Origin of the sequence: Lysobacter brunescens (assembly GCF_042677005.1) — a bacterium.
In the GTDB taxonomy this organism is placed as follows: Bacteria; Pseudomonadota; Gammaproteobacteria; order Xanthomonadales; family Xanthomonadaceae; genus Lysobacter_I; species Lysobacter_I brunescens.
This window is the reverse complement of the sequence record NZ_JBHTIF010000001.1, coordinates 2,504,945-2,530,950: the sequence shown is the minus strand read 5'-3', so window position 1 is coordinate 2,530,950 and position 26,006 is coordinate 2,504,945. Positions and strand designations below refer to the sequence as shown.

The 26,006-nt window shown below is 67.9% G+C and carries 30 protein-coding genes; 20 read left to right on the top strand and 10 right to left on the bottom strand.

The window, feature by feature from the left end; genetic code table 11:
• The first annotated feature begins 2 nt into the window (after positions 1-2).
• Positions 3-962, top strand: a complete 960-nt coding sequence (gene cysK, locus ACFQ0E_RS11260) for a cysteine synthase A (protein WP_386823726.1) — start codon at positions 3-5, stop codon at positions 960-962.
• A 136-nt stretch (positions 963-1,098) separates the two neighbouring features.
• Here cysK and ACFQ0E_RS11255 read toward each other — a convergent pair whose 3' ends face one another.
• Complete coding sequence (locus ACFQ0E_RS11255) at positions 1,099-1,713, bottom strand: HAD family hydrolase (RefSeq protein WP_386823725.1); 615 nt, start codon at positions 1,711-1,713, stop codon at positions 1,099-1,101.
• A gap of 32 nt (positions 1,714-1,745) precedes the next feature.
• Entirely contained in the window at positions 1,746-3,164 is a 1,419-nt protein-coding gene (locus tag ACFQ0E_RS11250) for a mannose-1-phosphate guanylyltransferase/mannose-6-phosphate isomerase (RefSeq protein ID WP_386823724.1), read from the bottom strand.
• Between the two features lie 150 nt (positions 3,165-3,314).
• On the opposite strand from ACFQ0E_RS11250, the gene ACFQ0E_RS11245 reads away from it, so the two are divergent.
• Together ACFQ0E_RS11245 and murU are read left to right on the top strand one after the other, a co-directional pair.
• The gene (locus tag ACFQ0E_RS11245; RefSeq protein WP_386823723.1) at positions 3,315-4,340 is read left to right on the top strand and encodes an aminoglycoside phosphotransferase family protein; all 1,026 of its coding nucleotides are present in this window, start codon (positions 3,315-3,317) and stop codon (positions 4,338-4,340) included.
• Positions 4,341-4,350: 10 nt separating this feature from the next.
• Positions 4,351-5,082 (top strand): N-acetylmuramate alpha-1-phosphate uridylyltransferase MurU, encoded by a 732-nt coding sequence (murU, locus tag ACFQ0E_RS11240; RefSeq protein WP_386823722.1) that lies wholly within the window; start codon positions 4,351-4,353, stop codon positions 5,080-5,082.
• Between the two features lie 162 nt (positions 5,083-5,244).
• Here the strand turns inward: murU and ACFQ0E_RS11235 are convergent, their stop codons facing one another.
• Positions 5,245-6,192, bottom strand: coding sequence for a DNA methyltransferase (locus ACFQ0E_RS11235; RefSeq protein ID WP_386823721.1), 948 nt, complete (start codon positions 6,190-6,192; stop codon positions 5,245-5,247).
• A gap of 59 nt (positions 6,193-6,251) precedes the next feature.
• On the opposite strand from ACFQ0E_RS11235, the gene ACFQ0E_RS11230 reads away from it, so the two are divergent.
• Positions 6,252-7,145, top strand: coding sequence for a helix-turn-helix domain-containing protein (locus ACFQ0E_RS11230; RefSeq protein ID WP_386823720.1), 894 nt, complete (start codon positions 6,252-6,254; stop codon positions 7,143-7,145).
• Between the two features lie 98 nt (positions 7,146-7,243).
• Here ACFQ0E_RS11230 and hda read toward each other — a convergent pair whose 3' ends face one another.
• The 3 genes from hda to ACFQ0E_RS11215 form a co-directional block, all read right to left on the bottom strand.
• Positions 7,244-7,933, bottom strand: a complete 690-nt coding sequence (hda, locus tag ACFQ0E_RS11225; protein WP_386823719.1) for a DnaA regulatory inactivator Hda — start codon at positions 7,931-7,933, stop codon at positions 7,244-7,246.
• A 17-nt stretch (positions 7,934-7,950) separates the two neighbouring features.
• Positions 7,951-9,195, bottom strand: a complete 1,245-nt coding sequence (locus tag ACFQ0E_RS11220; RefSeq protein WP_386823718.1) for an AI-2E family transporter — start codon at positions 9,193-9,195, stop codon at positions 7,951-7,953.
• A 93-nt stretch (positions 9,196-9,288) separates the two neighbouring features.
• Positions 9,289-10,422 (bottom strand): DUF2066 domain-containing protein, encoded by a 1,134-nt coding sequence (locus ACFQ0E_RS11215; protein WP_386823717.1) that lies wholly within the window; start codon positions 10,420-10,422, stop codon positions 9,289-9,291.
• Positions 10,423-10,572: 150 nt separating this feature from the next.
• On the opposite strand from ACFQ0E_RS11215, the gene purM reads away from it, so the two are divergent.
• From purM to ACFQ0E_RS11180, 7 genes are all read left to right on the top strand, one after another.
• Positions 10,573-11,634 carry a phosphoribosylformylglycinamidine cyclo-ligase gene (purM, locus tag ACFQ0E_RS11210; RefSeq protein ID WP_386823716.1) on the top strand — a complete coding sequence of 354 codons (1,062 nt, stop codon included), beginning with the start codon at positions 10,573-10,575 and terminating at the stop codon, positions 11,632-11,634.
• Between the two features lie 33 nt (positions 11,635-11,667).
• Entirely contained in the window at positions 11,668-12,303 is a 636-nt protein-coding gene (locus tag ACFQ0E_RS11205; RefSeq protein WP_386823715.1) for a DUF2238 domain-containing protein, read from the top strand.
• 61 nt (positions 12,304-12,364) lie between these two features.
• On the top strand, positions 12,365-12,595 hold the full coding sequence (locus tag ACFQ0E_RS11200) for an addiction module protein (RefSeq protein ID WP_386823714.1): 231 nt from the start codon (positions 12,365-12,367) through the stop codon (positions 12,593-12,595).
• Positions 12,592-12,894: a type II toxin-antitoxin system RelE/ParE family toxin gene (locus ACFQ0E_RS11195; RefSeq protein ID WP_386823713.1), complete on the top strand. Its 303-nt coding sequence runs from the start codon at positions 12,592-12,594 to the stop codon at positions 12,892-12,894. Before ACFQ0E_RS11200 ends, ACFQ0E_RS11195 begins: the two co-directional genes overlap by 4 nt.
• Before the next feature lie 8 nt (positions 12,895-12,902).
• Positions 12,903-13,565 carry a phosphoribosylglycinamide formyltransferase gene (gene purN, locus ACFQ0E_RS11190; RefSeq protein ID WP_386823712.1) on the top strand — a complete coding sequence of 221 codons (663 nt, stop codon included), beginning with the start codon at positions 12,903-12,905 and terminating at the stop codon, positions 13,563-13,565.
• An 11-nt stretch (positions 13,566-13,576) separates the two neighbouring features.
• Positions 13,577-14,335, top strand: coding sequence for a DUF3108 domain-containing protein (locus ACFQ0E_RS11185; protein WP_386823711.1), 759 nt, complete (start codon positions 13,577-13,579; stop codon positions 14,333-14,335).
• Positions 14,335-15,033 (top strand): DUF3108 domain-containing protein, encoded by a 699-nt coding sequence (locus tag ACFQ0E_RS11180; RefSeq protein ID WP_386823710.1) that lies wholly within the window; start codon positions 14,335-14,337, stop codon positions 15,031-15,033. Before ACFQ0E_RS11185 ends, ACFQ0E_RS11180 begins: the two co-directional genes overlap by 1 nt.
• A 242-nt stretch (positions 15,034-15,275) precedes the next feature.
• Here ACFQ0E_RS11180 and ACFQ0E_RS11175 read toward each other — a convergent pair whose 3' ends face one another.
• The 3 genes from ACFQ0E_RS11175 to ACFQ0E_RS11165 form a co-directional block, all read right to left on the bottom strand.
• The gene (locus ACFQ0E_RS11175) at positions 15,276-15,731 is read right to left on the bottom strand and encodes a hypothetical protein (protein ID WP_386823709.1); all 456 of its coding nucleotides are present in this window, start codon (positions 15,729-15,731) and stop codon (positions 15,276-15,278) included.
• 61 nt (positions 15,732-15,792) lie between these two features.
• A complete protein-coding gene (gene murA / locus ACFQ0E_RS11170) occupies positions 15,793-17,052 on the bottom strand; it encodes a UDP-N-acetylglucosamine 1-carboxyvinyltransferase (protein ID WP_386823708.1) in 1,260 nt (419 codons plus the stop codon).
• A 66-nt stretch (positions 17,053-17,118) separates the two neighbouring features.
• Positions 17,119-17,361, bottom strand: a complete 243-nt coding sequence (locus tag ACFQ0E_RS11165; RefSeq protein ID WP_137851137.1) for a BolA family protein — start codon at positions 17,359-17,361, stop codon at positions 17,119-17,121.
• 188 nt (positions 17,362-17,549) lie between these two features.
• Here ACFQ0E_RS11165 and ACFQ0E_RS11160 point away from each other — a divergent pair, with 188 nt between their 5' ends.
• The 9 genes from ACFQ0E_RS11160 (at position 17,550) to rapZ (ending at position 25,141) form a co-directional block, all read left to right on the top strand.
• On the top strand, positions 17,550-18,578 hold the full coding sequence (locus tag ACFQ0E_RS11160; RefSeq protein WP_386823707.1) for a KpsF/GutQ family sugar-phosphate isomerase: 1,029 nt from the start codon (positions 17,550-17,552) through the stop codon (positions 18,576-18,578).
• A 29-nt stretch (positions 18,579-18,607) separates the two neighbouring features.
• The gene (locus tag ACFQ0E_RS11155; RefSeq protein ID WP_386823706.1) at positions 18,608-19,177 is read left to right on the top strand and encodes a KdsC family phosphatase; all 570 of its coding nucleotides are present in this window, start codon (positions 18,608-18,610) and stop codon (positions 19,175-19,177) included.
• 14 nt (positions 19,178-19,191) lie between these two features.
• Positions 19,192-19,734, top strand: coding sequence for an LPS export ABC transporter periplasmic protein LptC (gene lptC, locus ACFQ0E_RS11150; protein ID WP_386823705.1), 543 nt, complete (start codon positions 19,192-19,194; stop codon positions 19,732-19,734).
• Positions 19,715-20,281, top strand: coding sequence for a lipopolysaccharide transport periplasmic protein LptA (lptA, locus tag ACFQ0E_RS11145; RefSeq protein ID WP_386823704.1), 567 nt, complete (start codon positions 19,715-19,717; stop codon positions 20,279-20,281). Before lptC ends, lptA begins: the two co-directional genes overlap by 20 nt.
• The gene (gene lptB, locus ACFQ0E_RS11140) at positions 20,281-21,000 is read left to right on the top strand and encodes an LPS export ABC transporter ATP-binding protein (protein WP_386823703.1); all 720 of its coding nucleotides are present in this window, start codon (positions 20,281-20,283) and stop codon (positions 20,998-21,000) included. The genes lptA and lptB overlap by 1 nt, the downstream gene beginning before the upstream one ends.
• Before the next feature lie 139 nt (positions 21,001-21,139).
• Positions 21,140-22,591, top strand: a complete 1,452-nt coding sequence (locus ACFQ0E_RS11135; protein ID WP_386823702.1) for an RNA polymerase factor sigma-54 — start codon at positions 21,140-21,142, stop codon at positions 22,589-22,591.
• Positions 22,592-22,847: 256 nt separating this feature from the next.
• Positions 22,848-23,177, top strand: coding sequence for a ribosome hibernation-promoting factor, HPF/YfiA family (gene hpf, locus ACFQ0E_RS11130; protein ID WP_386823701.1), 330 nt, complete (start codon positions 22,848-22,850; stop codon positions 23,175-23,177).
• A 126-nt stretch (positions 23,178-23,303) separates the two neighbouring features.
• A complete protein-coding gene (gene hprK / locus ACFQ0E_RS11125; RefSeq protein WP_386823700.1) occupies positions 23,304-24,251 on the top strand; it encodes an HPr(Ser) kinase/phosphatase in 948 nt (315 codons plus the stop codon).
• Complete coding sequence (gene rapZ / locus ACFQ0E_RS11120; RefSeq protein ID WP_386823699.1) at positions 24,248-25,141, top strand: RNase adapter RapZ; 894 nt, start codon at positions 24,248-24,250, stop codon at positions 25,139-25,141. The genes hprK and rapZ overlap by 4 nt, the downstream gene beginning before the upstream one ends.
• Before the next feature lie 10 nt (positions 25,142-25,151).
• On the opposite strand, the gene ACFQ0E_RS11115 is transcribed toward rapZ, so the two are convergent.
• A complete protein-coding gene (locus ACFQ0E_RS11115; RefSeq protein ID WP_386823698.1) occupies positions 25,152-26,003 on the bottom strand; it encodes a DMT family transporter in 852 nt (283 codons plus the stop codon).
• Between the last annotated feature and the right edge of the window lie 3 nt (positions 26,004-26,006).

Here is a 26,006-nt window from a genome sequence, read left to right as displayed (position 1 = left end):
CCATGGCTCTCCACGACAGCATCCTCGACACCATCGGCAACACGCCGATCGTCAAACTGCACCGTCTCGCGCCGAAACACGTGACGCTCTACGCCAAGGTCGAATCCTTCAATCCCGGCGGCTCGGTCAAGGACCGCCTCGCGCTGGCGATCGTGCTCGATGCCGAACGCAAGGGCCTGCTGCGCCCCGGCCAGACGATTGTCGAAGCCACCTCGGGCAACACCGGCGTCGCGCTGGCGATGGTCGCCGCCGCGCGCGGCTATCCCTTCGTGGCGATCATGACCGAGACCTTCTCGGTCGAACGCCGCAAGCTCATGCGCGCCTACGGCGCCAAGGTCATCCTCACCCCCGCCGCCGAGCGAGGCAGCGGCATGGTGCGCAAGGCCAAGGAGCTCGCCGCGAAGCACGGCTGGTTCCTCGCACGCCAGTTCGAGAACGAAGCCAACCCGGCCTACCACCGCAGCACCACCGGCCCGGAAATCCTGCGCGATTTCGCCGGCAAGCGGCTCGACTACTTCGTCAGCGGCTGGGGCACCGGCGGCACGATCACCGGCGCCGGCGAAGTGCTCAAGCTCGCGCGCCCGGACATCAAGGTCATCTCCAGCGAACCGGCCGGCGCGCAGCTGCTCGGCGGCAAGGAATGGCAGCCGCACAAGATCCAGGGCTGGACCCCGGACTTCCTGCCGGACGTGCTGAGCCGCACGATCGCCGACGAGATCGTTCCCATCGAAGATGTGGTCGCGCGCGACACCGCGCGTCGCCTCGCGATCGAGGAAGGCCTGTTCGTCGGCCTCTCCGCCGGCGCCACCGCCGCCGCCGCGCTGAAGGTCGCGGAAAGCGCACCGGAAGGTTCGGTGCTGCTGACCATGCTGCCCGACACCGGCGAACGCTATCTGTCGACCTTCCTGTTCGAAGGCATCAGCGACGGCTCCGACGACGAGTGGCTGGCGTCGCTGGATTGATCGTCACGAACTGATCGCGATGAACTGACTCCGCCGGTTGTTCTCCTTCCCCCGCATGCGGGGGAAGGTCGGGATGGGGGCAATGCGGGACCGGAGCTCCCCCTCCTCAATCCTCCCCCGCATGCGGGGGAGGAGGTCAATTCACCGGCGACTCGCCTTCCCCGGTCGGCCACACCCGGAACCAGCTCTCGTCCGCGAGCGCCAGCAGCTCCGCATCCTCCGCTGTGTCGCCGTAGGCATGCACCGCCGAGAACTCGCGCAGCACGTAGCGTTCGCGCACCCGCCGCGCCTTCTCCTCGCGCACGCACTGCGCGCCGTCGAAACGACCGGTGAGCACGCCGTCGACGACCTCCAGCTTCGAGCACAGCAGATCGATGCCCTGCGCGCGGCACCAGTGCGACAGGTACACGTCGAAGCCGCCGGACACCACAGCAATGGCGTCGCCCCGCGCCTTGTGCCACGCGATCCGTGCCATCGCCTCCGGTCGCAGCACGCGCGGCAGCACGTCGCGCGCGAAACGTTCGCCCGCCGCGCGGTAATCGGCCTCGGGCATCCGGCTGAACCCGGCGCGGACGATCTTGCCCCGGATGTTCGAACCCGACACCCAGCCGGCCTTGTAGCCGAACACCCACGGCGCGAGCAGCGTGCCCCACAGGCGCAGGCGCGCGCGCGGCACCGCCATGCGCACGAAGTCCGGCATCATCTCCCGCGTGGTGATCGTGCCGTCGAAGTCGAAGAGGGCGAGGATCACGCCCATCGCCGTTCGCACGAACGCCTCACGCCTCACCCCCGCCCATATACATCCTCGTAGCGCACGATGTCGTCCTCGCCGAGGTAGTCGCCGGACTGCACCTCGATCAGCTCCAGCATCTCCGTTCCCGGGTTTTCGAGTCGATGCTTCGCGCCGATCGGGATGTAGGTCGACTGGTTGGCGAACAGCTCGAACACGTCGTTGTTGCGGGTGACGCGCGCGGTACCGCGCACGACGATCCAGTGTTCGGCGCGACGTTCATGGGACTGCAGCGACAACGCGGCGCCGGGCTTGACCTTGATGCGCTTGACCTGGAAGCCGTCGCCGGCATCGACCGAGTCGTAACTGCCCCAGGGGCGATGCACTTCGCGATGCAGCGCGGCCTGCGAGCGCTGCTCGGCCTTCAGGCGCGCGACCACCTGCTTGACCTCCTGCACCTTGTCCTTTGCCGCGACCAGCACCGCGTCGTCGGTCTCGACGACCACCAGATCGTCCACGCCGACCAGCGCGACCAGCCGGCGCGCATAGGCATAGCTGTTGCGGCTGTCGATCGCGATCACGTCGCCATGGTGGGCGTTGCCGTCGCCGTCCTGCTCGCTCACCTCCCACAGCGCAGACCACGAGCCGACGTCGTTCCAGCCGATGTCGACCGGCAGCACCATCGCGGCGTCGGTCTTCTCCATCACCGCGTAATCGATCGATTCCGACGGCGACGCGGCGAAGGCGTCGCGATCGAGCCGGAGGAACTCGCCGCCCTGCGACAGCGCGTCGTGATCGAGATGCGCGCAGGCGGCGCGCGCGGCGGCGGCGATGTCGGGCCGATGGCGGCCGAGTTCTTCGAGATAGCGGGAAGCGCGGAACAGGAACATGCCGCTGTTCCAGAAATAGCCGCCGTCGTCGAGGTAGGCCTGCGCGGTCGCGGCATCGGGCTTCTCGACGAAGCGCAGCACGCGCCGCACGCTGTCGCCAGTATCGGCCTGAATGTAGCCAAATCCAGTCTCGGGTGCCTGCGGCACGATGCCGAACGTCACCAGCGCACCGGCCTCGGCGGCCGGCATGGCGGCAGTCACTGCGGCGCGGAAGGCCTCGGCATCGCGGACCACGTGGTCGGACGGCAGCACCAGCAGCAGCGGGTCGCTGCCGTCAGCCATCGCGACCAGGGCGGCGGCGGCGATGGCGGGGGCGGTGTTCCGACCCACCGGCTCGAGCACGATGCGCGCGGCCGGCGCCCCGATGACCCGGAGCTGCTCGGCGACCAGGAAGCGGTGGTCCTCGTTGGCCACCACCAGCGGCGCGGCATCAGACAGAGCCGCCACCCGGCGCCAGGTGGCCTGCAGCATGGTGTACTCGCCGGCCAGCGCCAGGAACTGCTTCGGATAGGCCTCCCGCGACAGCGGCCACAGCCGCGTTCCGGACCCGCCCGACAACAACACCGGCTGCAATGACGCCATGACCCGCTCCGCGAAAACGATCCGGTGAGTGTACTAAACGCCCGCATGCGATCTCCCGGTGCCGTTCAGGCGGGCCGGTCCGTTGCAGGAATATGGCGCGGGGGCGGCCGGGCTTATACCCTGTCGCATTCGCCCAACCCACCGTGCCGCATGACCCAGTCGTCCCACACGATCGCACCGAACGCCGACCTCGACCCCCGCGCCGCCGCCCGCACCGACTGGGCCCGTGCCGCCACCGGCGACGCCGGACTGGTGCTGGAGCGCGCCTCGATGGACGCGGGGTTCCGCAGCTACTGGCGGGGGCGCACCGGCGACGGCACGGTCATCGTGATGGACTCGCCGCCGGACAAGGAGGACGTGCGCCCCTGGCTGCAGGTGCGCGAACTCATCGCCGCCGGCGGGGTTCGCGTGCCGGACGTGCTGGCCATCGACGAGGCCACCGGCTTCCTGCTGCTCGAAGACCTGGGCCATCACACCTATCTCCACGTCATCGACGCCGACAACGCCGGCGCGCTGTTCGACGCCGCGATCGACCAGCTCCTCAAGCTGCAGGCCACGCCCGTGCCGACAGGCTTCCCCGCCTACGACGAGGACCTGCTGGCGCGCGAACTGCGCCTGTTCGACGAATGGTTCCTCGGCCGCCATCTCGGCGTGAGCCTGGACTGCGGCGACCTGGAGCAGCTCGAACTGGTCTACCGTCGCCTGATCGATGCCGCGCTGGCCCAGCCGCGCGTGCTGGTGCATCGCGATTTCATGCCGCGCAACCTGATGCCCGTCGGCGACGATGGCCCGGCGGTGCTGGACTTCCAGGACGCCGTGCTCGGCCCGATCGCCTACGACCCGATCTGCCTGTTCAAGGACGCCTTCCTGAGCTGGCCGGAGCACCGCGTCGACGCGTGGCTGGACCACTACCACGCCCGCGCCTACGCTGCCGGCCTGCCGGTGCCCGAACTGGCCCGGTTCCGCCGCGACGCCGACTGGATCGGCGTGCACCGCCATCTCAAGGTCATCGGCATCTTCGCCCGCCTCAACCTGCGCGACCACAAGCCCAAGTACGTGGCCGATGTCGCCCGCTTCTTCGCTTACCTCGATGGCGTGCTGCCGAAATACCCCGAACTGGCGCCGCTGGCCGAGCTGATCGCGCGTCACGTCAAGCCCGCGCTGGCCGCCGCATGACGGTGGCGCGATGAAGGCCCTGATCTTCGCCGCCGGCCTCGGCGAGCGCATGCGACCGCTCACCGACACCACGCCGAAACCGCTGCTGCGGGTCGGCGGCAAGCCGCTGATCGTCTGGCACCTGGAGAAACTCGCCGCGATCGGCATCCGCGACGTGGTCATCAACACCTCCTGGCTCGCCCACCAGTTCTCCGAAACGCTCGGCGACGGCCGCATCTGGGGCCTGCGCCTGCACTTCTGCTACGAAGGCCCGACGCCGCTGGAAACCGGCGGCGGCGTGTGGAACGCGCTGACCCTGCTGGAATACAACGAGATGTCGACCCCGTTCATCGCGGTGAACGGCGACATCTGGACCGACTACGACTTCGCCCGCCTGCCGCGCGACATCGCCGACGACGCGCACCTGGTGCTGGTCGACAACCCCGAGCACAACCCAGGCGGCGATTTCGCCCTGCAGTCCGACGGCCACGTCGCCTCCGAGGGCGCCTCGCGGCTCACCTTCGCCGGCATCGGCGTCTACCGCGCCCGCCTGTTCGACCAGTGGCTCGACGTTATCGGCGAAAACCCCGACTCCACCGCCTCCCCGCCCCGCTTCAAGCTCGCCCCCCTGCTCCGCGCCGCGATGCAACGCGGCCGCGTGCGTGGCGAGCACCATCGCGGACGCTGGACGGATGTAGGGACGCCGGAGCGGTTGGCGGAGCTGGATCGGCAACTCGGTTCGGCGAACGATCAGGACTCGTAGGACGCGTCACTTCTGTAGGGCGGGCTCAAGCCCGCCATTGCAACGCACGATATTCCGCACACAATCGAATGCACGTATCGGAGACATACTGCCGCTTGCAGTTCGCAACTCCGTTTCGGCGGGCTTGAGCCGACCTATGGCACTCACAGCCTAGATACAAGATTAAATCAAGCCCAATTGACTGACCGCCCGCTTCCCAACTCTAGCTTTTGTTGTGGAACCGTCAGTTATGGGCTCAAGACTCTCGCCTTTGAAGTTTGGGTACATTGACTTGAGAAGATCGATGTTTTTGCGAAGATTTCCGTAGTGGTGTGCATCCAGCTCCACGCCTACGCTGTCGTAGCCTATCGCTTCGCATGCGGCGACGGTAGAGCCACTGCCTGCAAATGGTTCAAGAATCACCCCCTTACCCAAGGGAAGAAGGGATCGCGCCAAAATGCGCAGGATGTGCTGAGGCTTTTGTGTCGGATGATCGCCAACAGCTTCTTCAGACGCGGGGGTCTTTCCTGACTGAATTACATCAGGAAAAGGACTGTCGGCATTGATGCGACGAAGTGCGCCTACACCCCATTTTCTCAGGTTTTCCGCCACAGTACGCTCTGATATGGGTTTGCGAAAAATCATCCATGGCTCGTAATTGCCCCTAGGGGTTACACAGACCTCCGGAAATTCTTCCTCGGCGAGCTTTGGACGATCCCCCCCTCTAAAGCCTCTGTACAACCTCATAACAGCGCCTCTAACTTCGAAGCCTGCGGCAGCCATACCATCCTGAACCAAGAACTGAAGCATTGGAGTGCCCGCAATCATCACGTGCGCACCTGGAACAAGAGCAGGCTCTAGAGCACTCCCAAAGCTTCGGAAATATGTTCGGACATGCTCTCGTTGTTCAGTCGTGAGAGTCGTGAACCTCGGCAGCGGAGCACGCTCGCTGCCGCCGATCCTTGGTGGAATGCGCCAGACGCCGCCGCGACCGGCACGAAGCTTAGCCACTTCTTCCGGAGTGAATTCCACAACTCCAAAGGGTGGGTCTGTAAGGACTGCGTGAAAGGAGTTAGGCGCTTGTTCCTTAAGCCAATTGAAGCAGTCTCGGTTGTGAATGGTGAAGGCCATGCAGCAGGTTCGCCTATAGTTGAAAGACTGTCAAGGGCGCAGAAAGCTACATTCTGCACATGACATCGGAAGCACAACAAATCATTGGGGCATGCGTGCGCCTTTTCCGGGAGAGAGCCGGACTGACGCAGGAAGGACTTGCCATGAAGGCCGGAATTTCGTACCAGTATCTCTCGGGCATTGAGACTGGACGAGAAAACTTCACAATAGGGGTGTTGGAGGCCATCTGTGCAGGGCTAGGCGTTTCGATTCGAACCCTTATCCCTACTGCTTATGACAACGCATCAGGACACTTCGCCCCTCTTGTCAACCCATCCTTCTTTCGTTGCGGTGTGCCTCTGCCTGAAGGCCTTTCTTTCGAACATCTACGAAATGTTCTAAACCGCACCCAGTCGGTGATTCATAGAATCAACCGAAACATGGTCGCAGAAAGCGGGGAAACGTTGCAGAACTTGATTCAAGGGAACAACTTTTCCGGTTTGGTAAGCAACATCTTGGCAGACAGTTTCCACTACTGCTCTCCTTACAAACACAACCACGACCAGCGCTACCCTGACCTCATCAACCCTTGGGCGAACAACGGTGCCTCAGGAGGTTTAGAGGTCAAGACCACCCTGAGGATTGGCAAAGGCGGAGAAAGCCACAATGGCCATGATGGATGGCATGTCGTCGCTTGCTACAACTTTACCGACAATGGCGATATCCAGTTTGTTCACGTGATGTTCGCTTGGTTGAACGGACACATGCACGATGCACCAGACTGGAAATATGTCGGCAGCAGGGTTAATGAAGAAACTGGCAGCCGTCGAACAGAGACTTTCAACACAACACCAGAGGGCAATCTGAAGTTGCGCGACGGCTCAGCCTACCTTGACCCTACCAAAGTGCTCTTCAATAGGTGGAAGCACCCTCCTGACCGCGTTCCTCCAACATGGAGCATCTGGAGTGATTAAGCGAGCTCACAATTCCGACCTCCTGAGTTTTTAGGCAAGCATCCATCTTGCACCAATGGATCCCGCTTTAATTGCTGTGCGAATGCATCGGGTGACACTCACCCCCCCAACACCTGCCTCAAAAACGGCACCGTCAACCTTCGCTGCGCCGCCAGCGATTCGCGATCCAGCCGATCCAGCAGCACGGTGAGCGTGACCAGGTCGCGGTCGACGCGCTTGAGGAGCCAGTCGATGGCAGCATCGTCGAGCTGCAGGCCACGGCGCTGCGCGCGGAGGCGCAGGACGTCGGCGCGGCCGGCGTCGTCGAGCGGTTCGAGTGCGATGCGTGCGCATTGCGAGAGGCGCGAGCGCAGGTCCGGCAAGGTCAGCGGCAGGGCGTCGGGCATGACGCGGGCGGCGTAGAGCATGCGACGGCCGGCGTCGTGTGCGCGGTTGTGCGCGTCGAACAATGCGATCTCGTCGTCGCGATTGCCGGCGACGATGTCGAGGCCGTCGAGCGCGACCAGGTCGGCCTGTTCCAGCGCGTCGAGCGCGTCGCGCAGGCGGCCTGCGGCGGCGAGCATCGGCAGGTAGGCGACGCGGCGCCCGGCCTGTTCGGCTTCGGCGCAGGCAGCGAGCAGCAGATGCGTCTTGCCGGTGGTGCTGGCGCCGGCGACGTAGACGCTGCCGGCGTCGCCACGCGCGAGCGCGCGCAGCTGCGCGAGCGCACCATCGGGCGCGGCGACGAAGGTCTCGAAACGCTGGTCGGGCGGGAAACGCAGCGCCAACGGCAGTTGCGCCGGGGCCATGGGGGACTTCGATTCGGTCACACGGTGTCCGTCGGCTTGGACGTCTCGTCGGACGCCGTGCGGGCATGGTGCGTGCCCGCGATCTCGATCTTCGGCCCGTTCGCGCCATCGCCGAGATAGAAGCGGCTCGCGGTGTAGCGCGCGTGCGCATGACGGATCACCACGTTCGCCACCGCCGCGACCGGCAGCGCGAGCAGCATGCCGAGGAAACCGAACAGCGTGCCGCCGGCCATCACCGCGAACACCACGGTCACCGGGCCCAGGCCGACGCGATCACCCACCAGCTTGGGCGTGAGGACGTAGCTTTCCAGCAACTGGCCGATGCCCCACACCGCGAGCACGCCGACGATGTGCTGCCAGTCGCCGAACTGCACCAGTGCGGCGATGACGCCGCCGACAAGCACCGTGGTCGGACCGATGTAGGGGATGAAGGTGAGCAGGCCGGCGGCGACGCCGATCAGCACGCCCACTTCCAGGCCCACCAGCCACAGGCCCAGCGCATAGAACACGCCCATCGCCAGCATCACCATGAACTGGCCGCGCAGGAAGCTGCCGAGCACGGCGTCGGATTCCTTCGCCAGCATGGAAATGGTGTCGACGCGATCGCGCGGCACCAGCGCGGCGACGCGCTGCACCAGCAGGTCCCAGTCGCGCAGGAAGAAGAAGGTCAGGAACGGGATCAGGACGAGGTTCGCAAACCAGCCGAGCACGGTGAAGCCGGACTGCGTGACCATGCCGAGCACCTGCGTGGCGATGCCGCTGGCGCCCTGCCAGTTGCGCTTGAGCATGTCGAGCAGGTAGTCCGGATCGAGCCAGGTCATCACGTCCATGCCGGTCTTCTCCTGCAGCCACGGCAGGCCGGTGCGCACCACCCACTCGAAATAGACCGGGATCGAACGCGCCAGCACCTCAACCTGGCTCTGCACCAGCGGGATCAGCACCAGCACCAGCACGATCATCACCAGCAGCATCACGGTGAACACCAGCCCGACCGAGGCATTCCGCGAGAAGCCGCGCTTTTCGAGGCGGTCGACCACCGGATCGCCCAGCCAGGCCAGCAGCAGCGAGGCAGCGAACGGGGTCAGCACCGGCGTCAGCACCCAGATCAGCAGACCGACGCCGACCAGCAGCAGGGCCCACTGCAGGCGGCGGAAGAACGTGGCGATGTCCTCGACCGGGCCGAGACTGGGCGGAGGAGCACCCGGCAGACCGGGGTTCGGCAGGCCGTTGGACGGGCCGCTGGGCGTCGATTCGGTGGTCATGCGGTCAGGGCCCGTGATGGTGGTCGGTACGAAAGGAAGTGCTGGCATCGCCTGCACGCGCGGCATGCAGGTCGACGCCGGCGCAGGTCGATGTCACCGCAGGTCGAAGACCGGCACGGCCGGCGGCGTCGGCGCCTCACCGTCGTCCGTGGCCGCCGGCGGCTCGTTGCCGACCAGGATGCCGCGTCCCTGGATCATGCGACGGAAGCCCGGCAGGCCGCTGACCAGGTCCAGTTCCAGCAGCAGGCCGTCGGGGCCGGCGCTGATCGGACGGATCTTGCGGACCACCGAAATCTCCTGCAGGTGCGACATCAGGCGGATGTAATCGTCGGCGCTGTCGATACCGGTGATCTGCACGCGGTAATTGCCCGCCGGACCCGCGCCACCGCTCTGGCGGGCGTAGCGGCGGATCAGCGCATCGGCGGCGCCGTCGGCGCCTGCGGCCATCGCGCGGCGGGCATCGCCGTCCTCGCTGGACCACTTGGACAGCACGCGGCCGGCGTCGACGAACACCCAGTCGGCCTTCCAGCCGGTGCCCTTGCGGTAGAGCTTGCCGATCAGCTGCATCGGCGGGCTGTAGCGGGCCGAGAGGCGCGAGATCGCGCCGCTGTCGCCGCGCCAGATGGCGCCGACGGCGGCCAGTTCGGCGGCGCTGCCGGTCGGCAGGCCGAGGCGGTAGCCGCGCTCGATCGCACGGTCGAGGATGGCGCGGGCGGCATTGCTCTGGTTCACGCCGACCAGGCGCGGACCCTTGCCGTCGTCGATCGCCAGCCACAGCACCGGCTTGGGGCGCGGCTGCGGCCAGACCGGCAGGCCCAGCGCGGAGATCACGCCTTCGACCTTGGCTTGGTCGAAGCGCACGACCAGCGTGGTGCGGAAGGTCGGCGCGCCGGTCGCGGAGACGCCCTGGTCCTGGCGGTAGTCGTAGCTGGCGACGTATTCCCTGGCGCGGCGCAATTCCTGGCCGACGCCCGGGCGGGCGGTCGCGGCGCGATCGCCGCTGATCTTCGCCAGGACCTGGGCCAGCGCGCGGGCGAACCCGTTGTTGCGCTCGGTGTCGGTCTGGTTGTTCACCGGCACTTCGGCCTCGAAAACGCCGCTGGCGCCGGCGCGATCGCCTTCCACGCGCTGCGCGGACGCGGTCCCGGCCGGCAGCCCCGCCAGCAGACCCACGGCGAGGCACAGCCCCAGCATTCCGCGCACCACCCACCACCTCGACTGCCGCATCGTTTCGTCCCGGACATTGGCCAACGCCGGAAATGGTGCCACAACTGCCCCGCTCCATGCCCCGACGGATGGCGCACCGGCGTCACCGACGTAGGCCCGCCCCGGCCCCAGCGGCTACAATGGCGGTTTCCCGCGCCCGCAGCCCTCGCCGTGACCCAGACTCCCTCCGCCCCCTCCGCCCTGACCTACCGCGACGCCGGCGTCGACATCGACGCGGGCAACGAAGTCGTCGAGCGCATCAAGCCGCTGGTCAAGCGCAGCTTCCGCCCCGAAGTGATGGGCGGCCTCGGCGGGTTCGGCGCGATGTTCGACCTCTCGGCCAAGTACAAGGAGCCGGTGCTGGTCTCGGGCACCGACGGCGTCGGTACCAAACTGAAATTGGCCCAGCAGCTCAACCGCCACGACACCATCGGCATCGACCTGGTCGCCATGTGCGTGAACGACGTGCTGGTGCAGGGCGCCGAGCCGCTGTTCTTCCTCGACTACTTCGCCACCGGCAAGCTCGATGTCGACACCACGGTCGCCGTGGTCGGCGGCATCGCCAAGGGCTGCGAACTCTCGGGCTGCGCGCTGATCGGCGGCGAAACCGCGGAAATGCCCGACATGTACCCGCCGGGCGAATACGACCTGGCCGGTTTCTGCGTCGCCGGCGTGGAGAAATCGAAGATCCTCGACGGCGCGAAGGTGCGCGAAGGCGACGTGCTGATCGGCATCGCCTCCAGCGGCCCGCATTCCAACGGCTATTCGCTGATCCGCAAGATCTACGACCGCGCCGGTCGTCCGGCCGACCTCGACCTCGGCAATGGCGTGAAGCTGATCGACGCGCTGATGGAACCGACGCGCCTGTACGTCAAACCCATCCTCGAACTGCTCGGCGGCGCCCACGGCGGCGACATCCACGCGATGGCGCACATCACCGGCGGCGGCCTGACCGAGAACATCATCCGCGTCGTGCCCGACGGTCTGGGCCTGGACATCGATGCCGCTGCGTGGACGCTGCCGCCTGTCTTCCAGTGGCTGCAGCGCGAAGGCAACGTGCCGAGCGAGGACATGTGGCGCACCTTCAACTGCGGGATCGGTTTCGTGCTGATCGTCCCGCAGGCCGCCGTCGCCGCGATCGGCGGCGAACTCGACCGCCTCGAACTGACGCACTGGACGATCGGCCAGGTCGTCACCGCCGCCGGTGAAGGCGAGCGGGTGCGGATCGGCTGATCACGTCGGCTGATCACTTCGGCTGACCGCGGCTTGGCTTCCGCACGCGCGGACATCGCGAAGAGGACCGCCTTCGCGCTCACCCTCGCGGTGTTCGCGATCACCTGGATCTCGCCGCTGTGGCCGCTGGAACAGGCGCTGCACGGCTCGCTGGCCGTGGTCGGCCTGATCTGGCTTGTCCTGCACGACCGCCGCTGGCCGATGCGCAGCGGCGACTTCATCGCCATCTGCGCCTTCATCGCGATCCACTGCATCGCCGCGCGCTGGCTGTATTCGAACGTGCCCTACGACGCCTGGTGCCGCGCTGTCTTCGACTGGTCGCCGCAGCAGGCGTTCGGCTGGGAACGCAATCATTTCGACCGGCTGATCCACCTGCTCTACGGCCTGTGCTTCACCGCCGCGCTCGCCGCCCACGCCCGGCAGCGCTGGCCGGGCATCGGCGCCGGCGGCGCGTTCACGCTCGCCGTGCTGGCGATCATGGCATCCAGCCTGATCTACGAATGGCTGGAATGGGCCATCGCACTGCTGCTGTCGCCGGAACAGGCCGAGGCCTACAACGGCCAGCAGGGCGACATCTGGGACGCGCACATGGACATGCTGCTCGCCACGCTCGGCGCGCTGGCGACCTGGCCGTGGCGGGCGCGCCATATCCCGGGCACCGCACCATGAACAGGCCGCGCGCGACCGGCTCGCGTTGTCCGGATTCCACCTCCGGCGTATCCTCGACTGCATGAGCCTGCCCGTCGAAAAGATCGCCGAACTCGCACTGGCGCTGTCCAGCGACGCCCGCGCATTGCTGGCGGACCGCCTCGTCGAAAGCCTCGACCCGCTCACCGACGACGACATCCGAGCCGCATGGATCGACGAATCCCGCGCACGGCTCGATGCCCTGCGAAGCGGCGAAGTGCAGGCGATTCCACGTGACGAGGCGCTGGCGCGCATCCGCACCCGATTGAAATGAGAGTCATCGCGTTTCACCCGGAGGCGCTGGCCGAATTCGAGGCTGCGGTCGTCCACTATGAACAGGAACATCCCGGCCTCGGCGCCCGCTTTGTCGCGAGCATCGAAAGCGCACTCGACCGGATCGCCGATGCGCCGGAACGCTGGCCCGAACTCGCGCCGGGCATCCGCCGCCATCTGGCCAGGGTCTTTCCATACGCGATCCTCTACGCCGAATTCGACGGTCGCGTCACGACCCTCGCCGTGATGCATTGCCATCGGCGCCCGGGCTACTGGCGACACCGCACTCCGCAGGACTGAACGCTGCCATGCCCGCTCCCTTCCGCATCGCCGTCCTCGCCTCCGGCGCCGGCACCAACCTGCAGGCGCTGATCGATGCCGTCGCCGCCGGCGAGCTGGCCGTCGACATCGTCGGCCTGTTTTCCGACAAACCGAAAGCCTTCGCGCTGGAGCGCGCGCGCGCGGCGGGAATCGCGACCACGGTGGTCTCGCCGAAGCGGTTCGCGACCCGCGAGGAACACGACGAAGCCTTCTTCGCCGCCGTCGACTCTGCGCAGGCGGATCTGATCGTCTGCGCCGGCTACATGCGGATCATCGCCGCCGCGCAGATCGAGCGCCGGCCGAACCGGATGATCAACCTGCACCCCTCGCTGCTGCCGGCCTTCAAGGGCTTGCACACCCACCTGCAGGCGCTGGACGCGGGCGTGGCCGAACACGGGGCCAGCGTCCACGTGGTCACCGCCGACCTCGACGACGGCCCGGTGCTGGCCCAGGCACGGGTGCCGGTGTTGGCCGGGGACGATGCCGAATCGCTCGGCGCACGCGTCCGGACGGTCGAGCACCCGCTGCTGATCGAGACCGTCCGTCTCCTCGCCGAAGGCCGCCTGCGGCTTGGCGCCGACGGCCCGCGCCTGAACGGGGTCGCCCTGGCCGCCCCGCTTCAGCTGGGAGCCAACCGGCGGCTTGCATGATCCCGGCCGTCATGCGCCCCTTCCCAGCCCTCGCCCTGCTGCTCGCCCTCGCCGGCCCTGCCATCGCGCAGGTGGGTATCGCGCCCGCGCCGGCCGGGCCGGAGACCGAGGCACCGCGCACGCTCGAACCCTTCGTCGCCCGCTACGACGCGCGCTACCGCGGCAAGCCGGCGGGCAACGCCACGCTCCAGGTCGTCCGACAGGCACCGCCGCGCTGGCGCGTGGACCTGGGCATCGACGGAGAAAAAGGCATGGCCGGGGTGCTCGGCCTGAACGTGCAGCAGAGCACCGTGTTCGAGAGCGGCGACGCCGGCTATCGCCCACTCAGCCAGAGCACGGTGCGCAAGGGCCTGTTCCTCGGCCGCAAGAGCACCGGCACGTACGATTGGGTGAAAGCCACCGCGCAGTGGCGCGGCGACCTCAAGAAACGCCACCAGCAGCCGGTGCCGCTGCAGCCGGGCGACATGAGCGGCCTGCTGATCAATCTCGCGATCGTGCGCGACGCCCGCCCAGGCGCCGTCCTGCGCTATCGTTTCGTCGAAGGCGGACGCGTCCGCGACCACATCTACCAGGTCGCCGCCGCATCCGAAACGGTGTCGGTCGGCGAACTGAGCTACGACGTCCTGCGCGTGGCCCGCACCAACGGCGGCAACGACGACACCGTCGTCTGGGTCGCCGCCGGCGTACCGACCCCGGTGCGCATCCTGCAGCGCGAAGACGGCGAGGACGCCGTCGACCTGCACCTCATCGAATACGAAGGAACCCCCTGATGTCGTCGATCCTGTCCCGCCTGCCCCTCCGTCGCACGCTCGCCGCGCTCACGCTCGTCGCCGGCGCCTTCGTCGCGCCCGCACAGGCCCTCGAACCCTTCACCGCCGACTACGAAGCCAGCTACATGGGGCTCTCGGCCACGGGCCAGATGAGCATCGAGCCGCAGGGCGGCAACCAGTGGAAGTACACGCTGAAGATCGCGAACAAGGTCGCGCAGCTCACCCAGACCACGGTGTTCGAAGACCGCAACGGCGACTGGCGCCCGCTGACCGGCACCGATGCCTCGCTGCTGCTGATCAAGAAGATCCGCCGCAACGCCGTCTACGACTGGGCGGCCGGGGAAGCGCGCTGGACCGGCGACGTGAAACCCGAACGCGCCGGCCCGGTCGCGCTGCAGCCCGGCGACGTCGACGGCCTGCTGCTGAACCTCGCCATCGCCCGCGATGCCGTCGCCGGCAAGCCGCTGCGCTACCGCCTGGTCGACGAAGGCCGCGCCAAGCCGATGGCCTTCACCGTCGCCGGCAAGGACACCGTGACCGTCGGCGGCAAGCCACGCCCGGCGACGAAACTGGTCGCCAGCAGCGGCAACAAGCAGATGCTGATCTGGGTGGTCGAGGGTCTGGCCCTGCCGGCGCGCATCCTGCAGCGCAAGGACGGCAAGGACGACATCGACCTGCGCATCACGAACGTGCGCTGAAGCGATGCGTCGACACCCCGACCAGATGAAGTGCGACGTGCCGTAAAAGCATTGGCCACGGATTTTCGCGGATGAAAAGCAGGATGTTTCGGAATGCGTTGAACCACTCCGCCTTCGCTTCATCCGCGTCCATCCGCGAAATCCGTGGCAAAAATAGCTTCGCCGGGATCACTGCAATGACAGGCAGCGATCGATCGCGCTGACCCCATCCACGGCGACCCGCTCCCGGATCGCCGGAGGCGTCACTCGTCGCCGATCGCCGCAAGATCACCGCCACCGTCATCGTCACCCAGCCGCGCCGAATCAGCGGTCCGTGTGCCGCGCTGCGTTGCTGGGCGCCCCGACATCGCCGGATTCGCATTGGCGCGCCCGGACTCGGCCATCTGGCAGCCCATGCCCGGACGCAGCCCGGTGATCGCCAGCACCGTCAGCACCTCGCCCTCGGCGCCGCGATCGATCTCGCCGGTCACCTCGCCGTACCAGAAGCCCTGCGGCACAGGCCGAGCGCGCAGCTGCGCCACCGCCTTCACCCGCTCGGCGTCGCGCAGCGGATACGCCTTCGCCCCGCGCTCGCAGCCCCGGAAGGTCGCCTCGCCATCCTGCAGCTCGATGACGCCCGCGTAGGTCTCCATGGCGTTGGCAGTGCCTGCCGCGAGCAGCAGCGCCGCAATCGACGAACACCCCATCCACTTGCCCATTTCGGATCCTCCTGATCGAACGTGGAAACAGCCTGGATCGATTCTGCGTGCGGCGCGTGCCTCAATCGACGCGCTGGATCTTCGCGCCGAGCGCCGAGAGCTTGGCCTCGATGCGCTCGTAGCCGCGGTCGAGGTGGTAGATGCGGTCGATGGTGGTGTCGCCGTCGGCGACCAGGCCGGCGAGGATCAGCGAGGCCGACGCGCGCAGGTCGGTGGCCATCACCGGTGCGCCGCTGAGCTGCGGCAGGCCGCGGACGATGGCGGTATGGCCGTCGATGCGGATATCCGCGCCGAGGCGCTGCAGTTCCTGCACGTGCATGAAGCGGTTTTCGAAGATCGTTTCGCTGATGATGCCGACGCCGTCGGCGACGCAGTTGAGCGCCATGAACTGCGCCTGCATGTCGGTCGGGAAACCCGGATGCGGCGCGGTGGTGATGTCCACCGCCTTCGGCCGCTTGCCATGCATGTCGAGCGTGATGCTGTCGGCGTCCTCGGTGATCTCGGCACCGGCCTCGGTGAGCTTGTCGATCACCGCATCCAGCGTGTCCGGGCGCGTGGCGCGACAGACGATGCGGCCGCCGGTCATCGCGGCGGCGACGAGGAACGTGCCGGTCTCGATGCGGTCGGCCACGACATCGTGGCTGCCGCCATGCAGGCGTTCGACGCCGTGCACGGTGATGCGGTTGCTGCCGGCGCCCTCGATCTTCGCGCCCATCGCGATCAGGCAGTCGGCCAGATCGACGATCTCCGGCTCCATCGCGGCGTTTTCCAGCACGCTGGTGCCTTCGGCGAGCGTGGCGGCCATCAGCACGTTCTCGGTCGCGCCCACGCTGACCATGTCGAACACCACGCGCCCGCCCTTCAGGCGATCGGCCCTAGCCTTGATGAAGCCGTGTTCGACGCTGACTTCGGCGCCCAGCGCCTGCATGCCCTTGATGTGCTGGTCGACCGGGCGCGAGCCGATCGCGCAGCCGCCCGGGAGCGACACTTCGGCGGCGCCGTAGCGCGCCAGCAGCGGGCCCAGCACCAGCACCGACGCGCGCATGGTCTTGACCAGTTCGTACGGCGCGACGTGGCTGTGCACGCTGCGCGCATCGACACGGACGTGACCGCGTTCGACGTCATGGTCGACCGTCGCACCCAGTTCGCGGAGGACCTTGATCGTGGTGACCACGTCGTGCAGGTGCGGCACGTTGCCGATATCGACCGGACCGTCGGCGAGCAGGGTCGCGCACAGGATCGGCAGGACCGCGTTCTTCGCGCCGGAAATCCGGACTTCGCCCTGGAGCGGCACGCCGCCGGTGACTACGATTTTCTGCATGGAGTGTTCTGGGTCTGGAGGGTTCAGGGGGATCGACGCGACGCGTCGGATGAGCGCAGGCTCGGATCAGGCGTCGGCGACGCCGGCTTCCGCCGGGGTCACGGTCTTCAGCGCCAGGGCGTGGATCGCGCCGCCCATCAGGTCACCGAGGGTGGCGTAGACCATGCGGTGGCGGGCCAGCGGCAGCTTGCCCTGGAAGGCGTCGCAGACCACCAGCGCTTCGAAATGCACGCCGTCGTCGCCCTGCACGTGGGCGCGGGCGCCGGGCAGGCCCTGTTCGATGAGCTGGCGGATGGTGTCGGGGGTCATGGCGAGGGTCATGGCGGATCGGACCGGTGGGTTCGGGAGGCGCCCGCCGCGCCGGCCGGGGCCGGCATCGCGCGGAGATCGTCCTCGATTCGGAGGGGAAGACCGGCATTCATCGCCCGTGCGGGCAAAGCTGAACGCGGGTGCGTAGAATTGGCCGACTAGCGTAACGGAAAGCCGCCGGCTCCCCAATGGCGAACGCCACCCCCACTACATCGCCTGCGGGCACCCAGGACGCCGCCTCGCTCGACGACGGCGCCCTCGCGGCCAGCGGCCGCCGGGTCTTCGAGGTCGAGCGCGACGGGCTCGCGGCCGTCTCCGCACGGATCGACGGCCAGTTCTCCGCCGCCTGCCGCGCCATGCTGTCCTGCACGGGGCGGATCGTGTGCATCGGCATGGGCAAGTCCGGCCACGTGGCAAGGAAGATCGCCGCCACCCTCGCCTCCACCGGCACCCCCGCCTTCTACGTGCATCCCGGCGAGGCCGGGCACGGCGACCTGGGCATGATCACCGACCGCGACGTGGTCCTGGCCCTGTCCTACTCGGGCGAATCCGACGAAATCCTGATGCTGCTGCCGGTGCTCAAGCGCCAGGGCAACACCCTGATCGCGATGACCGGCCGTCCGCAGTCCACCCTCGCCCGCGAGGCCGACCTGCACCTCGACGTCAGCGTCCCGGCCGAGGCCTGCCCGCTGGCCCTGGCCCCGACCGCCAGCACCACCGCCTCGCTGGCCATGGGCGACGCCCTCGCCGTGGCCCTGCTCGAAGCCCGCGGCTTCACCTCCGACGACTTCGCCCGCTCCCATCCCGCCGGCGCGCTCGGCCGCCGGCTGCTGCTGCACATCGCCGACGTCATGCATTCGGGCGACGAGATCCCCGCCGTCGGGCCGGACGCCACCCTCGGCGATGCCCTGTTGGAGATGAGCCGCAAGCGGCTGGGCATGACCGCCGTGGTCGATGCCGACCGCCGCCTGCTCGGCCTGTACACCGACGGCGACCTGCGCCGCTCGCTGTCCGACCCCGCGACCGACGTGCACGGCACCCGGATCGAACAGCTGATGACCCGCACCCCGGTCACCATCGACGCCGACGCGCTCGCCGTCGAGGCCGCGCAACTGATGGAAACCCGCAAGATCAACGCACTGCTGGTGATCGATGGCGAGCGCCGCGTGGTCGGCGCGCTGAACATCCACGATCTGCTGCGGGCGCGGGTGGTCTGAGCATGGGAAGCACCGTGATCGACGCTGCCATGGACACCCTGCCCCTCGCCCGCCGTGCCGCCGGCGACACCGAGCTGATGGCGCGCGCCGGCAACATCCGCCTGGTGTGCTTCGACGTCGACGGCACCCTGACCGACGGCCGCCTGACCCTGGACGCCGACGGACGCGAAACCAAGAGCTTCCACGTCCACGACGGCCAGGGCATCGTCCTGCTGCGCCAGTGCGGGATCGAGGTCGCGTTCGTCACGGCGCGCCGCAGCGAAGTGGCCGAACGCCGCGCCCGCGAGCTGGGCGTGCGCTGCCACATCGGCGTGAAGGACAAGCTGGCCTGCGTGCGCGCACTCTGCGCGGAGCTGGGCATCGGCCTCGACGCGGTCTGCTTCATGGGCGACGACCTGCCCGACCTGCCGGCGATGCGGGCCGTGGGCCTGTCCGCCACCCCCGGCAATGCCCACGACCTGACCGCCGCTGCCGCCGAACTGCGCACTGCCGCGAAGGCCGGCAAGGGGGCCGCGCGCGAGCTGTGCGACCTGCTGTTGGCCGCGCAGGGCCGCATCGACGATCCGCTGCCGCCTGCCGCACGCGGGGAAGTCTCGTGAGCTGGCGTACCGTGGTGATCCTGCTGCTGTCGCTCGGCGCGCTCGTCGCCGGCTGGGCCGTGTGGAACCAGCAGCGTCCGGCACCACAGGCGCGCGTCGCCGACAATCGCCCGGACTACGTGCTGCACGACTTCGAGCTGACTGCGCTCGACGGCGAAGGCAAAGAATCGTTCACCCTGCGCGCCCCGCGCCTGGAACGCCGTCCCGACGACGCGACGATGTCGCTGGCGACGCCGCTGTTCCTGATCCCGAACGCGGAAGGCCAGCACTGGGAAATCCGCTCGAAGCAGGGTTGGGTCAGTGCCGACCAGGAAGAGATCCAGCTGTCGGGCGAGGTCAAGGCCAACAGCCCGGCCGCCACGGTGCGCCCGGTGACCATGAATACCGAGACCCTGCGGGTGTTTCCCCGCAGGAATCTGGCCGAAACCGACGATGTGATGACCATCGTTCAGCCCGGCTCTATACTCAGTGGACGCGGCTTTGCGGTGTCCACGGCCACGAAACGCTACGTGTTCCGATCCGAGGTCAAAACCCGCTATGTCCCAGCCCGTCGCTAAGACTCCTGTCTCCGTCGTTGCGCGCACCGTGCGCGGCATGCTGCTCTCGGCCCTGGTCGTCGCGGTCGCACTGCCGGCCTTCGCCTGGGCGCGCGGCACCGACCGCAACCAGCCGATGGACATCAAGGCCGGCAAGCAGGAGGGCACGCTCGACGGCAACAGCGTGAACGTGCTGTCCGGTGGCGTCACCATCTCCCAGGGCACGCTGGACATCCAGGCCGCCCGCGCCGACATCCACCAGCGCGGCGGCGATGTCGTCCGCGCAGTGCTCACCGGCAGCCAGGCGCAGCTCAAGCAGCAGATGGACGACGGCACCTGGATGACCGCCAAGGCCGACCGCATCGATTACGACATGGGCACCGACGTGATCGTGCTCACCGGCAACTACACCGTCACCACCGCGCGCGGCAGCACCAGCGGCCAGAAGATGACCTACGACCTCAAGACCAGCCGCGTCGAAAGCGGCGGCGAAGGCAACGGCCCGGTCACGATGCGCATCCTGCCCAAGACCGCCCAGGCCAAGCCGGCGACGCAGGGCAAACCCTGATGCTGGTCGCCGAAGGGCTGCGCAAGCGCTACAAGTCGCGCGAGGTCGTCCGCAATTTCGGCCTGCGCCTGGACGCGGGTGAAGTGGTCGGCCTGCTCGGACCGAACGGCGCTGGCAAGACCACCTGTTTCTACATGATCGTCGGCCTGGTGCCGGCCGATGCCGGCCGCATCGTGCTGGACGGACACGACATCACCGGCGAACCGATGTACGCCCGCGCCAAGCGCGGCGTCGGCTATCTGCCGCAGGAACCGTCGGTGTTCCGCAAACTCACCGTGGCCGACAACCTGCGCCTGGTGCTGGAACTGCGTCCGGATCTGAATCGCGCGAGCCGCGAGCGCGAGCTGGAAAGCCTGCTGGACGAACTGCAGGTGACGCATGTGGCCGACCAGATCGGCGCCAGCCTCTCCGGTGGCGAGCGCCGGCGCGTGGAGATCGCGCGCGCACTGGCCGCGAAGCCCAGGCTGATGCTGCTCGACGAGCCGTTCGCGGGCGTCGACCCGATTTCGGTCGGCGAGATCCAGCGCATCATCCGTCATCTGAAGAACCGCGGGATCGGCGTGCTGATCACCGACCACAGCGTCCGCGAGACGCTCGGCATCTGCGATCGCGCCTACATCCTCAGCGAAGGCGCCGTGCTCGCCCAGGGTGCGCCCGAAGCATTGCTCGCCAACCAGGACGTGCGTCGCGTCTATCTCGGCGACGCGTTCACCCTGTAAGGTCGCGCAGGGCATCCGCGCGTCTAGAGCCGCGCGGTATCCGAGGACATGCACAGCGCACCGGGAAGCGCGAGCCGCGTCTCAAAATAATTGCACGCAAGGATCGCGCCAAGCGCCGGGATCGCACTACCATAGGGACATGAAGCCTCGCCTGCAGACATCGCTCGGGCAGCAACTGGTCCTGACGCCGCAACTGCGTCAGGCCCTGCATCTGCTGCAGTTGTCGTCGCTCGAACTCGAGGCCGAAATCACCACGGCGGTCGAAAGCAACCCGCTGCTGGACTGGGACGAAGCCGAGGCTTCGGCGGAAACGCCTGAAGGCATGCCCGAGATCCCCGCACCGGAAGCGCCGGTCCCGGCGGCCGAGGATGCCTCCGATACGCCGCGCGAGAGCGACGAGGCCGACTGGGAGCCGCCGGACAGCTGGAACACCACCAGTTCCGGCACCGGCAGCGGATCGGGCGGAGACGAAGACGGCCTCGACCCGATGGACCGCCTGGTCCACACCGAATCCCTGCACGACCACCTGTCCTGGCAACTGCGCCTGACCCGGCTGTCGGCGCGGGACATGCAGATCGGCGCCGCGCTGATCGACGCGATCGAAGACGATGGCTACCTGCGCGAACCGCTGGAGGAGATCGCGCAGACGCTGCAACCGGAGATCGATGCAAATCCGGCCGAAATCCTCGCGGTGCTGCGCCAGATCCAGCGTTTCGACCCGCTGGGCGTGGGCGCGCGGGACCTGCGCGAATGCCTGACCCTGCAGATCGAAGCGCTCTCCGACGACACGCCGGGCAAGGCACTGGCGCTGCGGATCGTGGCCGGTCCGCTGGAGCGGCTGCCGAAAATCGGCGCCGACGGGCTGGCGCACGAACTGGCGGCGCCAGCCGATGACATCGCGGTCGCCCTGCATCTGGTGAGGTCGCTCGACCCGCGCCCGGGCTCGCAGGTCGGGGGCATGAGCGCGGACACCTACATCACCCCGGACTGCGTGATCTGGCGCCACCAGGGCATCTGGCGCGCTGCGCTGGCCGGCAGCCACACCCGGCTGACCATCCATCGCGGCTACGAGAGCATGATCCAGCGCGCCAGCAGCAGCGATGCCAGCTACCTGCGCGGACGCCTGCAGGAAGCCCGTTGGCTGCTCAAGCACCTGGAAGCGCGGGGCGACACCCTGCTCAAGGTCGTGCGCTGCCTGATCCGCCAGCAATCGGGCTATCTGGAATTCGGCGAGCAGGCACTGCGCCCGCTCACCCTGCGCGAAGTCGCCGCGGAAGTGGGCCTGCACGAATCGACCGTTTCGCGTGCGATCGCGCGCAAATACGCGATGACACCGCGCGGCACGCTGCCACTTCGCAGCTTCTTCGCCTCGGGCGTGGGCAGCGACGAAGGCGGCGAGACCTCCAGTACCGCGATCCAGTCGATGATCAAGCGGCTGATCGAAGCCGAGAATCCGCGCAAGCCGCTGTCCGATGCCAAGCTGGCCGACACGCTCAAGGCCTCCGGCGTGCCGGTGGCACGTCGCACCGTCGCGAAGTACCGCGAGGCGATGAACATTCCCGCCTCGCATGAACGCGTGCGGATGGCCTGATACGCGGATCGCGCGCGCCGCACGGGCTGATCGCAGTCAAAAAACAGCGCATTCCGCGCTTGCGCCGCCGCCCCGCTGGGGTACTCTGTGAACGAGGGATGGTTCGGGCGCGACAGGGCCTTGCAATCGAAGCCCGCGGGCCCGATCTCTCCCGGTACGACAGTGTCGGAAACGGCATTGTCGGCATCGCGGCGGTGGCCGTCCGGGCCCCACGCGGCGATGTGCGCCCAGGCCCGGCATCCAGAGGACACCGTCGATGCGTATCGAAACCCACGGCCACCAGCTCGAAGTCACTCCCGCCCTGCGCGACTACGTCGAAACCAAGCTCGCGCGACTCGGTCGGCATTTCGAACACCCGATGGACACCGTCCGCACCCAGCTGAGCATCAACAAGCCGCAACACTGCGCCGAAGCCACCGTCCACATCGCCGGCCGCACCCTGCATGCCGACGCCAACGGCCAGGACATGTATGCCGCCATCGACCTCCTCGCCGACAAACTGGATCGACTGCTATTGAAGCACAAGGAAAAGATGGTCGATCATCACCGCGGCGAAAGCCTCGCCCAGTTGGGGGATGCCGGCTGATCCGCTGAGCCCCGCCAAGACGCCACCGACGACCGCAGTTCGATGCGGCGGCACCCGCCGCGCATCGCTGCGGTCGTTCTCTTGTCCACGCATCGTTCCACGCCACCTTCGGTCACCACCTCCGACATGAACGCCAGCATCAGCGCCCGCGACCTGTTCGACCAACTGCACGAGCGCCTGGGCCTGCGCTGGGTAGCAGGACAACGCGGGCAGGAGCGCGTGCTGGAGGCCGTCGACACCGTCGCCCGCCGGCCGTCCCTCGCCGGCTACCTGAACATCATCTACCCGAACAAGGTGCAGATCCTCGGCACCGAGGAACTGGCCTGGCTGGACGCGCTCGATGCGCGCCAGCGCTGGGAGACGATCGAGAAGATGATCCAGTTCCGGCCGCTGGCGATGGTGATCAGCAAGAGCCAGCCCTGCCCCGAGGACCTGCGCGCCGCTGCCGAGGAATCGGACACCCCGCTGTGGTGCTCGCCGCGTCGCGGCCACGAGCTGTTCAACCACGTCCAGTATCACCTCGCGCGCAAGCTCGCACCGCGCCTGACCGTGCATGGCGTGTTCATGGAGATCTATTCGATCGGCGTGCTGATCACCGGGGAATCCGGCGCGGGCAAGAGCGAACTGGCGCTGGAGCTGGTGACGCGCGGCCACCGCCTCGTCGCCGACGACGCGCCGGAATTCACCCAGATCGCGCCCGACGTGCTCGATGGCGCCTGCCCGGACCTGCTGCAGGACCTGCTGGAAGTGCGCGGCCTGGGCATCCTCAACGTGCGTCAGATGTTCGGCGACACCGCGGTCAAGCGGAACAAGTACCTGCGCCTGATCGTGCACCTGACGCGCCCGCACCTGGAACCGCAGGCGACCGGCATCGAACGCCTCACCGGCGAGCTCGGCTCGCGTCGTGTGCTCGACCTCGATGTGCCGATGATCACCCTGCCAGTGATGCCCGGCCGCAACCTCGCCGTGCTCACCGAAGCCGCTGCGCGCGCGCACATCCTTCGCATCAAGGGCGTCGACCCGGCCGCGGCGTTCATGGCCCGCCACTCGCATTTCCTGGAGCGCGCGGAATGACCCCGCCCGATACCGAACGCGTGGCCGCGAACCCGAAACTGATCATCGTCAGCGGCATGTCGGGCAGTGGCAAGTCGATCGCGCTGCACACCTTCGAAGACCTCGATTTCTACTGCGTCGACAACCTGCCGGCGGAGCTGCTGCCCGAATTCGTGCGCAGCGCGACCGGCAAGAGCGACCTGCCGCCCAAGCTCGCCGTCGGCATCGACGTGCGCAGCCGCAACACCGATCTCTCGACCCTGCCCTCGCTGCTGTCCAAGGCCGGCGAACTGGGCCTCGATCCGAAACTCGTATTCTTCGACGCCAGCGACGATGTGCTGATCAAGCGTTACGCCGAAACCCGTCGCCGCCATCCGCTGAGCCACCTCGGCCTGACCCTGCACGACGCGATCGCGCTGGAACGGCGCATGCTGAAGCCGCTGCGCGCACTGGCCGACATCAGCATCGACACCAGCGAGACCAACGTCCACCAAATGCGCCGGCGCGTGATCGCAGAACTGGACCTCGCGGCGGAACGCCCGGTCTCGCTGCTGTTCGAATCCTTCGCCTACCGCCGCGGCGTGCCCGCCGACGCCGACTTCGTCTTCGACGCGCGCTGCCTGCCCAATCCGCACTGGGACGCGAGGCTGCGCCCGCTGTCCGGACGCGACCAGGGCGTGCGCGACTATCTCGCCGCGCAACCGGAAGTCGGCGAATACGTCGCCCAGGTCACGACTTTCCTCGATACCTGGATGCCGCGCATCCAGGCCGACACCCGCAGCTACATCACGGTCGCCTTCGGCTGCACCGGCGGCAAGCACCGCTCGGTCTACCTCGCCGAAACCCTCGCCGCACACGCCCGCGACAAGGGCTGGCGCGAGGTCGCGACGTATCATCGGGAGTTGGAGTAGCGGCTCGGCGTCACACCTTGCGTGATTGCGCACGCACCACCAGTCCAATCCCCCCAAGGATCGCCAGCGTCGCGAACAGCAGTCGCCAGGTCGGCGGCTCGCCCAGCAGCATGATGCCGGCGATCGCGGCGATCGCGGGGACGCTCAGCTGCACGGTGGCGGCGCTGGCGGCGCGCAGGTGCGGCAATGCTGTGTACCAGATCGCATAACCGACGCCGGAGGTCAGCGCGCCGGAGATCAAGGCGCACAGGATTCCGACGGCATCCGCATGGGCATCGCGCAGCAGGAACAAGCTGAGCACCAGGGCGAACGGGACCGCGCGGATGAAGTTGCCGGCGGTCTTCGCGGTGGCGTCGCCTGCGCCGCGTCCGCGCAGGGAATACGCACCCCAGGCGATGCCGGCAGCGACCATCAGCAGCGCCCCGCCCACCGGCGGCGCGGAGACGCCGGGCAGGAGCAGGCCGATGAGACCGGCCAGCGCCAACGCGAGTCCGCACCATTGCAGCGCCGCGAGCCGTTCACCGGCGAACAGGCCGTGACCGATCATCGTCGCCTGCACCGCACCGAACAGCAGCAGCGCGCCGGTGCCGGTCGACAGCGAGACGTAGGCGAAGGAGAAGCCGGCGGCGTAGACGAACAGCGCGAACGCAGACACCAGGTCGCCACCGGTACGCGCACCGCTGCGCAAGCGGACGATCGACCAGAGCACGAGCGCACCGGACACCAGCCGCAGCGACGTGAAGCTCGCCGCGTCGATGCCGCCATCGCGCAAGGCCAACCGACACAGCACCGAGTTGCCCGCGAACGCCAGCATCGCAGCGGCGACCACCAACCACAGCCGCGTGCCGGTCAGCGCCTGCACGCG